The organism is Arenimonas terrae (genome assembly GCF_006265115.1).
GTDB lineage: Bacteria > Pseudomonadota > Gammaproteobacteria > Xanthomonadales > Xanthomonadaceae > Arenimonas > Arenimonas terrae.
Genome location: NZ_SMDR01000003.1, coordinates 39,288 through 52,474, shown reverse-complemented (window position 1 = coordinate 52,474; position 13,187 = coordinate 39,288). Strand labels below are relative to the sequence as shown.

Annotated in this window: 12 protein-coding genes; 7 read left to right on the top strand and 5 right to left on the bottom strand. The window is 70.7% G+C overall.

The features are described 5' to 3' along the window. The first annotated feature begins 9 nt into the window (after positions 1-9). The 5 genes from E1B00_RS15945 to hemC all read left to right on the top strand — a co-directional run bounded on the left by E1B00_RS15945 (position 10) and on the right by hemC (position 3,236). Entirely contained in the window at positions 10-204 is a 195-nt protein-coding gene (locus E1B00_RS15945; RefSeq protein WP_139449099.1) for a hemin uptake protein HemP, read from the top strand. A 74-nt stretch (positions 205-278) separates the two neighbouring features. Beyond that, a complete protein-coding gene (locus E1B00_RS11955; RefSeq protein ID WP_139449097.1) occupies positions 279-827 on the top strand; it encodes a Hemin transport protein in 549 nt (182 codons plus the stop codon). A gap of 49 nt (positions 828-876) precedes the next feature. Then, complete coding sequence (locus E1B00_RS11950; protein WP_139449095.1) at positions 877-1,548, top strand: alpha/beta hydrolase; 672 nt, start codon at positions 877-879, stop codon at positions 1,546-1,548. A gap of 30 nt (positions 1,549-1,578) precedes the next feature. Further along, positions 1,579-2,313 carry a LytR/AlgR family response regulator transcription factor gene (locus E1B00_RS11945; RefSeq protein ID WP_139449093.1) on the top strand — a complete coding sequence of 245 codons (735 nt, stop codon included), beginning with the start codon at positions 1,579-1,581 and terminating at the stop codon, positions 2,311-2,313. 14 nt (positions 2,314-2,327) lie between these two features. Beyond that, the gene (hemC, locus tag E1B00_RS11940) at positions 2,328-3,236 is read left to right on the top strand and encodes a hydroxymethylbilane synthase (RefSeq protein ID WP_139449091.1); all 909 of its coding nucleotides are present in this window, start codon (positions 2,328-2,330) and stop codon (positions 3,234-3,236) included. A gap of 4 nt (positions 3,237-3,240) precedes the next feature. Here the strand turns inward: hemC and E1B00_RS11935 are convergent, their stop codons facing one another. Then, on the bottom strand, positions 3,241-5,976 hold the full coding sequence (locus E1B00_RS11935; protein ID WP_176693234.1) for a protein kinase domain-containing protein: 2,736 nt from the start codon (positions 5,974-5,976) through the stop codon (positions 3,241-3,243). Positions 5,977-6,133: 157 nt separating this feature from the next. Between E1B00_RS11935 and E1B00_RS11930 the strand changes: the two genes are divergently transcribed. Together E1B00_RS11930 and E1B00_RS11925 are read left to right on the top strand one after the other, a co-directional pair. Next, positions 6,134-7,099: a hypothetical protein gene (locus E1B00_RS11930; RefSeq protein ID WP_139449088.1), complete on the top strand. Its 966-nt coding sequence runs from the start codon at positions 6,134-6,136 to the stop codon at positions 7,097-7,099. Then, positions 7,086-7,904, top strand: coding sequence for a hypothetical protein (locus E1B00_RS11925; protein ID WP_139449086.1), 819 nt, complete (start codon positions 7,086-7,088; stop codon positions 7,902-7,904). The genes E1B00_RS11930 and E1B00_RS11925 overlap by 14 nt, the downstream gene beginning before the upstream one ends. Here E1B00_RS11925 and E1B00_RS11920 read toward each other — a convergent pair. From E1B00_RS11920 to E1B00_RS11905, 4 genes are read right to left on the bottom strand one after another with little or no spacing between them, the layout of a single operon-like run. Continuing rightward, entirely contained in the window at positions 7,898-8,830 is a 933-nt protein-coding gene (locus E1B00_RS11920) for a dimethyl sulfoxide reductase anchor subunit family protein (protein ID WP_139449084.1), read from the bottom strand. The two genes, E1B00_RS11925 and E1B00_RS11920, sit on opposite strands and share 7 nt — an antisense overlap. A 1-nt stretch (position 8,831) precedes the next feature. Further along, a complete protein-coding gene (locus E1B00_RS11915) occupies positions 8,832-9,584 on the bottom strand; it encodes a 4Fe-4S dicluster domain-containing protein (protein ID WP_139449082.1) in 753 nt (250 codons plus the stop codon). Next, positions 9,581-12,439 carry a molybdopterin oxidoreductase family protein gene (locus tag E1B00_RS11910; protein WP_220396279.1) on the bottom strand — a complete coding sequence of 953 codons (2,859 nt, stop codon included), beginning with the start codon at positions 12,437-12,439 and terminating at the stop codon, positions 9,581-9,583. The genes E1B00_RS11915 and E1B00_RS11910 overlap by 4 nt, the downstream gene beginning before the upstream one ends. Positions 12,440-12,482: 43 nt before the next feature. Then, positions 12,483-13,121: a hypothetical protein gene (locus E1B00_RS11905; protein WP_139449079.1), complete on the bottom strand. Its 639-nt coding sequence runs from the start codon at positions 13,119-13,121 to the stop codon at positions 12,483-12,485. Positions 13,122-13,187 lie beyond the last annotated feature (66 nt).

The window sequence follows — 13,187 nt, the reverse complement described above, 5'->3', positions numbered from 1 at the left end:
CAAACCGCCATGGCCCTGTCGCCGCCACCCACTACCCGCCCCGTTCTACCGAACGAGAATCCGAGCGTGCTTGTCGCCAGCCGGCAGGCCGAATTCGACAGCCGCGAGCTGATGCGCGGCGGCCGCGAGGTCCTGATCCGGCACGCCGGCCAGACCTATCGCCTGCGCCATACCCGCAACGACAAGCTCATCCTCGTCAAATAACCGGCTCTCTCCCCGGTCGCCCGCCCCGCCGGATCAACCGGCCGCCAGCTCCGCCGGCTTTTCAAGGAATCGCCATGGCGCCGCTGCTGGCCGCGAACCCTTCCGTGCCTGCCACGGTGGTGGGCATCCACCGCTGTCCCGTCGAACTCCTCGGTGCGCTCGGCCCCGTGCTGTGCCTGCACGCGCCATCCGACCCGCACCCACTCACCGGCTGGCGTCGCGCGCGGAAAGTCCGCGCGCAGGTGCGTCTCGACAGCGACGGCCCGCACGAAGCCCTGCACTTCCTCGACGCCGATGGTCGCGACTGCTGGCGGCTCTACCTGCTGCCCGACAGCGACTTCCACGCCTGGGAGAGGCTGCTCGCATCGCTGCCGGTGCACGTGGACGGCCCGCACGCCGGACAGGGTCGCTGGCGCGGGAAGCGCAGCGTGCTCCCGCACTGGCAGGCCTGCGCCCTGCGCCTGCATCCGGTGCCCGAACCTGCCGGCGGCATCCAGCTGGCCGCAGCGGAGGTATTGCTGTCGCCGTTGGGGCGCAGCCGCGTGCAACGCCTCGCGGATCAACGCAGCCGCGGCCACCCCGATGATCCTTCGGCCTGGGGTGGAACGGCCTGGGCGCGGTGACGCGGGGCCGGCGGGCATAATGCCGATTCCGTCCAATCGCCGCCCGCCCATGAGCCTGCTTGAAACCGTCGAACGCGAAACCGGTCCCGCCCCGCGCTGGAGCATCGTCTGGCTGCACGGCCTGGGCGCCGACGGCCACGACTTCGCGCCGATCGTGCCCGAGCTGCTGCGCCCGGGCTGGCCGGCGCTGCGGTTCGTGTTCCCGCATGCGCCGGTGCGCCCGGTGACCATCAACAACGGCGTGCGCATGCGCGCCTGGTACGACATCCGCGACCTGTCGATCGAACAGCGGGCCGACGAGCAGGGCGTGCGCGAATCGGTCGCCCAGGTCGACGCGCTCATCGCCCGCGAGAACGAACGCGGCATCCCGAACGAACGCCTCCTGCTCGCCGGCTTCTCCCAAGGCGGGGCCATCGCGCTGGCGGCGGGGCTGCGGCGCGAGGCGGCCGTGGCCGGCATCGCGGCGCTGTCCACCTACCTGCCGATAGCCGGCCTCACCGCCGCCGAGGCGACGGCGGCCGGCAAGGCCACGCCGGTGTTCATGGCCCACGGCGCCCACGACCCGGTGGTTCCCGAAGGCCTCGGCGCCCGCAGCCGCGACCTGATGCGCGGGCTCGGCATGGCCGTGGACTGGCACAGCTATCCGATGCCCCACAGCGTCTGCGCCGAGGAGATCCGCGACCTCGGCGATTGGCTGCAGACGCGTTTCCAGGCCGGCTGAACCTGTCGCGACCTGGGGCATACTTCCATCATGAGATTGCTCCTGGTCGACGACGAGCCGCTTGCCCGCCAGCGCCTGGCCGCCCTGGTGGGCGAGCTGGGCGGACACGAGATCGCCGGCGAAGCCGGCAACGGCCGCGAGGCCGTCGAGCTGGCGGAATCGCTGGGCGTGGACGTGGTGCTGCTGGACGTCGCGATGCCGGTGATGGACGGCCTGGAGGCGGCGCAGCACCTGGCCGGCCTGGCCTCGCCGCCGGCCCTGGTGTTCTGCACCGCCTTCGACCAGCACGCGCTCGCCGCCTTCGAGGCCGCCGCCGTCGACTACCTGGTCAAGCCCGTGCGCCCCGAGCGCCTCGCGCAGGCGCTGGAACGCGCAAGGCGCCAGCGCGCCGCCCAGCAGCTTCCGGCGATGCCGCCGACCGGGCCCGAGCGCCGCCGCAGCCACCTCAGCGCGCGGCTGCGGGGCAGCCTGCGCCTGATCCCGGTGGACGACATCCACTACCTGCAGGCCGAGGAAAAATACGTCGTCGTGCACCACGCGCGCGGCGAGGACCTGATCGAAGAATCGCTGAAGTCGCTCGAGCTGGAGTTCGGCGAGCGCTTCATCCGCATCCACCGCAACTGCCTGGTCGCCAGCGACGAGTTCGCCGAGCTGCGCCGCGGCACCGACGGCCAGGTGCACGCCGTACTGCGCCATGGCGGCGAACCATTGGAAGTCAGCCGCCGCTGTCTGCCGATGCTGCGCGACCGCCTGAAACATCTCTGAGGGGAGAGCCCACAATGCAGAAGATCCGCCTGGCCACGCGCGAAAGCGCCCTTGCCCTGTGGCAGACCGAACACGTCGCCGCGCGGCTGCGCGAAGCGCATCCGGATCTCGAGGTCGAGCTGGTGCCGATGACCACGCGCGGCGACCAGGCCATCGACCAGCCGCTGGTGGAGATCGGCGGCAAGGGCCTGTTCCTGAAGGAGCTCGAGGTGGCGATGCTGGAAGGCCGCGCCGATGCCGCCGTGCACTCGCTCAAGGACGTGCCGATGGAGCTGGACGGTCCCTTCGAGCTGGCCGCCATCCTCGAGCGCGCCGATCCCTTCGACGCCTTCGTTTCGGTGAAGTACGAGGCGCTCGAGGAGCTTCCCTTCGGCGCGAAGGTAGGCACCTCGTCGTTGCGCCGGCAGGCGCTGCTGCGCGCGCACCGTCCGGACCTGGTGCTGGTGGACCTGCGCGGCAACGTCAATACGCGCCTGGCCAAGCTCGACGCCGGCGACTACGACGCCATCGTGCTGGCCTGCGCCGGTCTGCAGCGCCTGGGCCTGGGCGAGCGCATCCGCGAGCGCCTCACCGCGCCGCGTTTCATCCCGGCCGCGGCGCAGGGCGCCGTCACCGTCGAATGCAAGCAGGGCGATGCCGAAGTGCATGCGCTGCTGGCCGTGCTCGACCACGGTCCGACTCGCGCCTGCGTGCGCGCCGAACGCGCGATGACCCGCACGTTGGGCGGCAGCTGCCACGTGCCGATCGCGGCCTACGCGACGCTCAACAAGGAAAAGATCTCGCTCGAAGGCCTGGTCGGCGATGCCAAGACGGGCCAGACCGTGCGCGGTTACGCCAGCGGCCCGGTGTCCGAGCCCGACAAGCTGGGCGAACAGGTTGCCGACATGCTGGTGGCGCGCGGCGCCGACGCCCTGCTGCCCTGAGCGTTCAATCCGGGGCGGCGAGCAGCTGCTGCAACGCGGCGATGTCGGACGGCTCTTCGGTGCCCAGCGCTTCGAGCGCTGGTACCGCTTCCGCCAGCAGCGGCCGGCCGGTGTCGGCATCCCCTGCCAGCACCAGGATGCGGCCGCGCAGCGCGCGCAGCCGCAGTTCCCAGCCGGGGGTCGCGTCGCCGGCCGTCAGCGCCGCGACGTTCAGTCCGTCCACCATCGCCAGCGCCTCGGCGTAGCGGCGCTGTTCGGTCAGCGCCCGTGCCAGCGCGTAGCGGAAGCTGTGCGCGGCGACATTGTCCTCGCCGAAGTGTCGGCGCAGGCCGCTCTCGGCCTTGCCCAGCCAGGCCAGTCCCGTCTCGCGATCGCCGCAGTCGTATTCCTTGAAGCCCAGGTTGCCGGTTTCGATCAGCGTGGCCTGGCGGTTCTCGCCGTAGCGCTTCGCCATGCGCTCGCGCACCGTGCGGGCGATCGGCAGGGCCTTGGCGCAGTCTCCGGCATAGTCGTGGATGCTGGCGATCACCGACATCTGCACCAGGGTCGTGTAGTTGTCCGGTCCCAGGATGCGTTCGCTGGTGGACGCGGCGGCTTCCGCCAACGGCAAGGCCTCATCGTAGCGGCCCAGGCTGCGCAGTGCGCGCGCCAGCATGATGCGGTAACCGGCGACGGTGGATTCGCCGATGCGTTCCGGCGCCAGCAACGGGTCGGACAGCAGTGTTCGCAGCAGCTGTTCGGCCTCCTCGGTCCGGCCCAGGCGCAGCATCGCGTCAGCGATGCTCGAACGGATCAGCGCCGCCATCGGCGCTTCGTCCGGATGCAGGCGCCGCTGCAGCGGGTCGGCGCGACGGTGCGCCTCGAGCGACGGTTCGATCTCCAGTCGCTGGAAGTGGTACTGGCCGCGCGCGATCGCAGCATGCAGGGCTATTTCGCCATCCTCTGCCAGCCGCGCACCGGCCAGGCGGTCGGCCTCATCGAGCAAGGAGCGGGCTTCGGCAAAACCGTCCGCGCTGCCGGCGTAGGCCAGCGTACGCACCAGGCCGTAGCGGGCCTTGAGCGTGAGTTCATCGTCGGCGCCAAAGGCCCGTGTGTAGTCCTCGATGGCGGCGCGCAGGTGGGTCGCGGCGCGTTCGCGGTCGCCGAGCGTGCGCCAGGCATCGCCCAATGCGGCGTGGATGCTGCCGCGGGTGGCGGGATCGTCGCCGAAACGCCCGGTCAGCGGCTTCCCGGCCTGCTCCAGCATCTCGCGCACCGTTGGGTCGCGTTCGAAACCGCTGCCGCCGGGGCTGAGCGTGCCTATCAGGTCGTCGCTGAGGAAACGCGCCACTGCCTCGGCACGGGCTGCCTGCAGCGCGGCGTCGCGGCGCTGCAACTCGCTGCGGTACCACAACGCCGAACTGGCGAGCAGGCCGATGCTCAGCACCCCTATGGTGGCGGCGATCCACGGCCGACGCGCGCGGGTGCGCTCCAGCGACTGCCGCGACAGCTCGGCATCGCGGGCGGCTTGTGCGGATCGTTCGGCTTCATCGCGGCGCTGCTCCAGCTGCGACAGCCGCTGGATCAGTTCGGCGACGCTGCCCAGCCGCCGCGACGGATCGCCATCGGTGGCGCGGGTGATGTCGTCCACCAGCAGCGGGTCGGCGATGTCGCGTTCCCAGCCCGGAGCCATCGGCCGGCGCAGGTCGCCGATCAGCACCTGGTAAAGCAGGATGCCCAGCGCGTACAGGTCGCTGCGCACGGTCGGCGGTTGGCCGGCGACGACCTCCGGCGCCAGGTAGAGCGGCGTGCCGGAACTGTCGCTGCCGGCATGCGTCACCGTCAGGCCCATGCCGGTGATGCCGAGTTCGGCCAGGCGTTCGGGCTGCAGCAGGCGGCTGTTGCCGAAGTCGGTGAGGCAGGCCTGCCAGCCGCCGGGCTGGCGTTGCCGCACCAGCACGTTGGCCGGCTTGATGTCCTTGTGCAGCACGCCGACGCCGTGCGCGGCGTCCACCGCGGTCGCCACCTGCAGGAAGAAGCCCAGCCGCTGCGCCGTGTCCCACCCGGCGAGCACGTCGTGGTTTGCCACCCAGTCGGGCAGGGACACGCCGCCGAACTCGCATTCCAGGAAATAGGGTTCGGTCTCGAAGTTCCAGTCCAGCACCCGCACGAAGTCGTCGCGCTCGCCCAGGGTATCGCGCAGCACCCGCATCAGCGTCGCTTCGCGCTTGATCGCCGACAGCCGCTCGCCGCCCAGGCTGAACTTGAATACGCGGGCGTCGCGGCTGCGCGGTTGGCGGGCCAGCCACACCTCGCTGCCCAAGGTGCGGCCCAGGGGGCGCTCGAGCAGGAAATGGTCCCGGCCCGGGACCGGTTGCCCGGCCTCGAAGGACATCGCACGGTCCAGCCGCTGTCCCTGGGCGACGCGTTCGACCGGGCCGTCCAGCCGGTAGCCGACCCGTGGCACGGTGGCGATGCGGTTCTCGCCCGCAGCGTCGAGCGCCTTGCGCAGCTTTCCGACCGCGGTGGCGAGCACATGGTCCACCGTGACCCGGCCGGCCCAGACCGCCTCGAACAGCTCCTCCTTCGTCACCACCTCGCCCACGTGGCGCAGCAGTACGGCCAGCACCTGCAGGGGCTTGTGCTCCATGTCCACAGGCAGGCCGGCGATCCGCAGTTCGTGGCGGGATTCATCGAACTCGACGGCGCCGAAGCGCCAGCGGAACAGACTGGCGTCTGTCGGACCGGAGGGATTGGCCATGGGTCGATGATAGCCCGGCTTTCCGGACCGTCCACTCCGGCACCGCCGGCCGCGATCGCGCGGCCTTGAAGGTTTCTTGAAAGCGGCGTGAGGACAGTGGCGCCGGGTCGCGGCGACGCTGCGGCATCGAACCGACGCCCAAGGGGAGCCTTCACGCATGGACATCCGTCATTCCACCCGACCGGCCGCCCTGGCCGCCCTGCTGCTGGCCCTCGCGGCCTGTGGCGGCAACGACGGCGGCGCACCCGCCGGTGACGGCGAGCTGGCCGCCGGCGAAGAGGAAATGGGCGTGCCGCTGGACGAGCTGGTGGGCGACGAAGGCCAGGGCCTGGACTGCCCGCCCGACGTGCGCAAGGGCCTCACCGGTCCGGACATGACCGGCGTGCGCCTGGGCATGACCCTGGACGAAGCCCTGGCCACCGTGCGCTGCAACCTGGGCCAGGACGCCGTGGTCACGACCGAGACGCGTTGGCTGGACAACCTCGATACCTACGGCACCGAGCTGGACGTGCAGCTGTTCACCGTGCAGAAGGGCGAGCACCGCCCCTGCGACCTCGCGCGCGAATGGCAGGAGTGCCGCGGCGGCGAGAAGTGGGAGCACGTCGACGAGATCGTCAGCGTCGGCACGCCGGGGGCGCCGGGCGAAGAAACCGCCTGGGTCGTCTGGCGCACGCAGAACTTCCGCCCCGGCCAGATGCCGGCGGCGCAGGCCGTGCTCGACGCGCTGGTCGCCAAGTACGGACCGCCCCAGCGCTCGGAAGCGGCGGACGAAAACTACGGCTACATCGGCGGTCGCCGCGACCTGCAATGGGTGCTTGACCCGGCCGGCCAGCCGATGAGCGAGGCCAACCCGCTGTTCTACCGCTGCGTCGGTGGCGTGCATGCCGCGGCCAACAGTACGCGCGTCAGCTGGACGAAGGGTTGCGGGCTGAACATCAGTGCCCGGGTGGTCCTGTCCGGCGAAAATCGCGGCCTGGCGATGGAGCTGCATACCGCGATGGTCGACCAGACTGCGCTGTTCGACCACGTCGAGGCGATGAAGCAGTCGCTGGCGCAGGCCGGCCAGGCGCGCCGCGATGCCGAAGTCCAGGCCGGCGGGGAGGCTGCCGATGTCCGTCTCTGACCGGAGTGTTTGGCTGCGCATCGCGCTGACGGCGGCGCTGGCGTCGCTGCTGGTCGCCTGTGGAAACGACGCGCCGGTGGCAGCCGACAACGCGGGCGATGCCGCGGCCCCGGTGGCGGGCCAGGACGCGCCGGCGGCTACGCCCGCGCCGGCTCCGCGGGCCAACGAGGGCAAGGCCGCGGCACCGGCCGGCACGGTTGCCACCGCGGCGCCGGTCCTGGGCTCCCGCGTGCTCGGCCATCCGGACGACCTGCAGATGGTGATGCTCGGCTACCGCCTGCAGGGCCGTGTGCCGCCGCTGACCGAGTGGGCGGCGGAGCAGCCGCGGGTGAAGTACGGCAACGAGTTCGAACGGGCCGACCTGCTGGCCCAGGAATCCGCCCGTCTGCAGGACATCTACGATGCCACCGCCGACATCGGCCGGCTGCGGCTCAACGTCAATGCCCGTCTGAGCGAGTACGACGCGGGCCGCGGCGGCTTCTACCTCAACGCCTACCTGCCGGGCAGCCGCTTCGACTTCGCGGTCCAGCCCGCCCCGTATCCGGTGCGCGAGGAGCGGGTGACCCTGGCGGTCGACGATCGCGGTGAACTGAACTTCTGGTCCGTGGAGGTCGCCACCGCCCAGCAGGCGCTGGCGCGCAACGACAACCTGCGCGAGGTCCTGCTCGACAGCGAACTGCAGATCACCGGCGTCAGCCATCGCAGCGAGGGCGTCGTGATCGAAGTGGAGCTGCTCGGCTACGCCATCCTCACCACCCACTACGACCAGCGCCTGCGGCTGGGCGAGGTGCGTTTTGATCAGTAGTACAGCGTGACCAGGTGGCGGGCTTCGGCGAAGAACAGCCAGCGTTCGACGATGGCCCCCAACAGGGCACAGGCCGCCGCAACGGCGAACGCGGCCGTGCCCAGCCCCGGCAGCATCAGCGCCAGCACACAGGCCAGCACCGGCACGCCGGCGAACAGCGCCAGCGCGATCCTGCGCAGCTTCAGCGAGTGCCGGCGCGCGAGCACGAAGCCCATTTCGGTGGTCAGGTAGTTGGCTTCGGTATGGGGCCGTTCGAACACCGTGGCGACGCGGCCGGGAGCCAGGCCCAGCGCGGAATCGCGCGCCACCGGAAGATCGCCGCGGTCGATGTCGCGCCAGTAGCGGCGCTTCGCCACGGCCAGCGCCACCGCGAGCAGCAACAGCAAAAGCACGCGCAGCTCGGCCGGCGAGTCGGTGCGGTATGTGGCCGCCATGCAGGCCAGACCACCGGTCAGCAGCGCAAACCCGAAGTAAGCCGGCGCCACCACCCGGTGCTGCCAGGCCGGGATCGGTTTGAGCGACGCATAGATCATCGCGGTGCAGTAAACCGTGGCCAGCGAGCCCAGCGCCAGAAGCGCCAGCAGCCAGGGTTCGAGGAATCCCAGGGAGTCCGCGCCGAACACCGCCGTCGATGCGATCGCCAGCCACGGCAGGAAACAGGCCACGGCCAGCAGGCCTTCGCGCGACAGCCAGCTGGTGCGCCATTGGCTGAAGGCGCGCCAGGACCGCAGCGGCTGGCCCAGGTGCAGGGTCGAGCTCAGCAGGCCGGCAACGACCGGCACCGCGGCGGCGAACATCAGGGCCAGATGCATCGCCGCGCTGTCCGCGCTGCGGATCGACAGCAGCATCACCGACGTCCAGATCCAGATGCCGTAGCCGAGGCCCGACAGCGTGGTGAAAAAGATGACGGAGAAGGCCGGATGCATGTCAGCGGCTCAGGGCGCGGTCGAGCCAGCGCAGCAGCGGGTTGAGCTGGGTGGTGTCGAGCTTCTCGACGGGCGCGGCCGGGGCCTGCGCCGCCGTATCGCCGGCGCGCCGCGGACGCTGCGGCAGGTAGCGGTTCACCGGCGCGTAGCCCAGCTCGGGCATCAGCGGCACGCCGCCGCGTTCAGCCACCAGCTGCGAGACCTTCGAGTCCGGATCGCCCAGGTCGCCGAAATGGCGCGCCTTGGTCGGACAGGCCTGCACGCAGGCGGGTTGCCGCGATTCTTCGGGAATCGATTCGTTGTAGACCCGGTCCACGCACAGCGTGCACTTCTTCATCACGCCCTCGACCGCGCTGTACTCGCGCGCGCCGTAAGGGCAGGCCCAGCTGCAGAGCTTGCAGCCGATGCACTTGTCCTCGTCCACCAGCACGATGCCGTCCTCGGCGCGCTTGTAGCTGGCGCCGGTGGGGCAGACGGTGACGCAGGCCGGCGTCTCGCAGTGCAGGCAGCTGCGCGGAAAGTGCAGGGTGGTCGCCGGTTGCGTCGGCGTCGCCGCCACTTCGTACGAATGCACGCGGTTGAACCAGACGCCGAAGGGATCCTTGCCGTAGGCGTTCTCGTCGGTCAGCGGGCCGGCGACGCCGCCGGCGTTCCATTCCTTGCACGACACCGCGCAGGCGTGGCAGCCGACGCAGGTGTCGAGGTCGATCACCAGGCCGAGCTTCTTCTTCGACGGTGGCGGCAGGGTGGTCATGGCTTTCCTTCGCCGCGACGGGCAGTGCGCGCGCTGCGGAAGTCGGCGCCGTAGCGGAGCGGTTCGTTCGAAGCCGCGCGCGTTTCCAGCGGCGCGAACTGCGGCAGCGAAACCTCGCCGGCCTCGGCCCTGCGGATGGCCACGCGCAGATCGAACCAGGCCGCCTGGCCCGTGACCGGGTCGGCGTTGGCGTAGTCGTTCCTGGGCAGCACGTCGGAGATCAGGTGGTTGAGCAGGAAGCCCTTGGCGCTTTCCGGCGCGTCGGCGGACAATTTCCAGGCCCCGCGGCGCTTGCCGATCGCGTTCCAGGTCCACACCGTGTCGGGCTGCACGTTGCCGGCCAGCCGGCACTGCACGGTGATGCGGCCGTGGTGCGAATCCACGTGCACCCAGTCGTCGTCCGCCAGGCCGTGGCGTGCCGCGGTGTCGGGATGCAGGTACAGGAAGTTGCGCGCGGTGATCTGCCGCAGCCAGGCATTCTGCGAACCCCAGGCGTGGTACATGAAGGGCGGCCGCTGGGTGACCGCGCTGAGCGGGAAACGCGTCTGTTCGAGCTGCGCGCCCTCGAAGGGTTCGTACCAGATCGGCAGCGGGTCGAAATAGGCCGCAACGCGCCCGCGTTCGGCGTCCGGCGGCTGCACCGGGCCGTGGCCCTGGGCGGCGAGGCGGAACTTCTGCAGCGTTTCGGAGTACAGCTGCAGCACCACCGGCTCGGCCTTGGCGATGAAGCCCATGCCCTGCGACCACTGCAGGTAGTCGCGGTTGGCCATCTTGAAGTAGCGCGCCGAGGCAGGAACCTCGGCGGTCCAGAAGCCGCCGTTCTCGCGGTAGCGGTCGAGCTGGGCCGGGTTCGGCGGGCCCTTGCCGTGCAGCGTGCCGTCGCCGCGCCAGCCGGCCAGCAGGCCGACGCCCGGCGCGCGCTCGTGGTTGACCAGATAGTCGGCGTAGTCGGTGTAGCGCGGCGAACCGTCTTCGTCCACCAGTGCGGGCAGGCCGATGCGGGCACCCAGATCGATCAGCACCGACTGGAAGCCGCGCACGTCGCGGCCTTCACGCTGCGTCCCCGGGTCCAGCACGGGGTGGCGGATCGCGTCGGCGGCGCGGTCGGCATCGGAAATCGGGCGGTCGAGCAACGAGATCGCGTCGAAGCGCTCCAGGTAGGTCGTGTCCGGCAGCACCAGGTCGGCGTAGGCCACCATCTCGCTCGAATACGCGTCCGAGTAGATGATCTTCGGGATGCGGTATTCGCCGTCCGCGTTCTTGTCGGTGAGCCAGCGCATGGTCTCGCCGGTGTTCATCGCCGAGTTCCAGCTCATGTTGGCCATGAACAGGAACAGCAGGTCCACCGGCTTCGGGTCCGCCGCCCAGGCGTTGCGGATCACCGTGTGCAACATGCCGTGCACGGCCAGCGGATAGCGCCAGGAATAGGCGTGGTCCAGGCGCCGCGGCTGCCCGTCCGCATCCACCAGCAGGTCTTCCGGGCCGTGGATGAAACCCAGCGGCGGCGCATCCAGCGCGCCATTGGCCAGGCGCGTCCTGCCTGGGCGGTTGGCCGGCGGAATCGGCCGCGGGAAGGGCGGCTGGTAGCGGAAGCTGCCCGGCGTATCCACCGCGCCCAGCAGCAGCTGCAATAGGTGCAACGCACGGCAGGTGTGGAAACCGTTGCTGTGCGCGCTGATGCCACGCATGGCGTGGAAGGCGACCGGGCGGCCGACCATGCGCTCGTGGCGCACGCCGTGCGTGTCGGTCCAGGGCTGCTCGATCACCACCGGGGCGTCGAAGGCCGCGGCGGCCAGTTCGCGGGCGATGCGGCGGATGGTGTCGGTCGGAACGCCGCAGCGTTCGGCCACTGCGTCGGGCGCGTACTGCGGGTCGAGGTAACGCTGCGCCATCAGCTGGAACGCCGGCACGGCGCGGCGCCCGTCCGGGAGCACGCGTTCACCCACCACGGCGGGCGAGATTCCAGTCGCCGTCGCCGGGGCGACGGCGTTCGCATCGCGATCCCAGCACCATGCGTGACCGTCGGCATCGCGCGCGAACAGTCCGTCGTCCGCGCCGCCCGGGTTCTGCACCACCAGCCAGTGCGCGTTCGTGTAGCGCACCAGGTAGTCGAGATCGATCCGGTCGGCCTTCAGCAGCTCGTGCGCCAGCGCGAACGCGAACAGGCCGTCGGTGCCGGGCCGGATGCCGATCCACTCGTCGGCGATCGCGCCGTAGCCGCTGCGCACCGGGTTCACCGCCACGACCTTGGCGCCGCGGCCCTTGAGGTGGCCCAGGCCCAGCTTGATCGGGTTGGAATCGTGGTCTTCGGCCACGCCCCACAGCATCAGGTACTTCGCGTGTTCCCAGTCCGGTTCGCCGAACTCCCAGAAGCTGCCGCCGAGCGTGTACAGCCCGCCGGCCGCCATGTTCACCGAACAGAAGCCGCCATGCGCCGCGTAGTTGATCGTGCCGTACTGCTGCGCCCACCAGCCGGTCAGCGCCTGGCTCTGGTCGCGGCCGGTGAAGAAGGCGAGCCGGTCGGGGTCGCGCTCGCGGGTCTCGCGCAGCCAAGTCGCGGCCAGCGCCAGCGCCTCGTCCCATTCGATCTCGCGGAACTTGCCCTCGCCGCGTTCGCCCACGCGCAGCAGCGGCTTGTCCAGCCGCGCCGGCGAGTAGTGCTGCATGATGCCGGCCGAGCCCTTGGCGCAGAGCACGCCCCGGTTCACCGGGTGCGCCGGGTTGCCTTCGATGTAGCGGATGCGGCCCTCGCGCAGGTGCACGTTGATGCCGCACCGGCAGGCGCACATATAGCAGGTGGTCTGTTTGACCTCGTCGCCTACCGGGGCCTGCAGATCGAGATCGGGCTCGCGCATGCCGCGCATTGTGCCGCGCGCGGCCCGATCCCGCGAGGGTCGCCTACTGGGTGGGCGCCAGCCCGATCACGATGCCCGGGTCGTCGAAGTCCGAATAGCGGATCTCGTTGCGGCCGGACTGGCCCTGGTAGGTGCTGCTGACCTCGAGCTTGAGGATCAACCCCGAGTCGGCCGAAATCCACGCCACGGTGGTGGCCTTGTCGCCGGGGGCCGGCGGAGGCGGCGTCACGCCGGGCATGGCCGGCGGCACCACGTCCTGCACGTAGCGCAGCTTGCGCACCTTCTGGCCGTCGAGCGTGTCGCTGCCCAGGTCCTCGACCTGCAGGCCCTGCTTGAGCTTCTCCAAGAAGGCCTCGTCGCGGTACTGCGCGGTCATGGACTTGACCGGCAGCGGCAGGGTCATGGTGCGGTCGCCGATGGTCATCTGGGCAGTGTCGCCGACCAGGATCGTGGTCGGGCCGTTGGCGACGCTGATGCGGTAGCGGTCCGGGGCCTGGAACTCCAGGCGGGTCGCGGGCCGGACGGGCTCGACGCCGGTGATGGTGGCGCGGAAGGACTTGAGCGCCAGGAACTTCTTCCAGGCCTCGAACAGTTCGTCCTGGGGGGCGGCCACCGAGCAGGCGGGCATCAGGAGCAGCAGGGCAGGCAGCGCGAATGCGGCCAGGGTGAGGCGGCGAGACATGGCGGCTCTCCGGCGCTTGGAGGGAAGGAGCGCGGGTGCCATTCTAATCGTATCTTCGCGACCCTT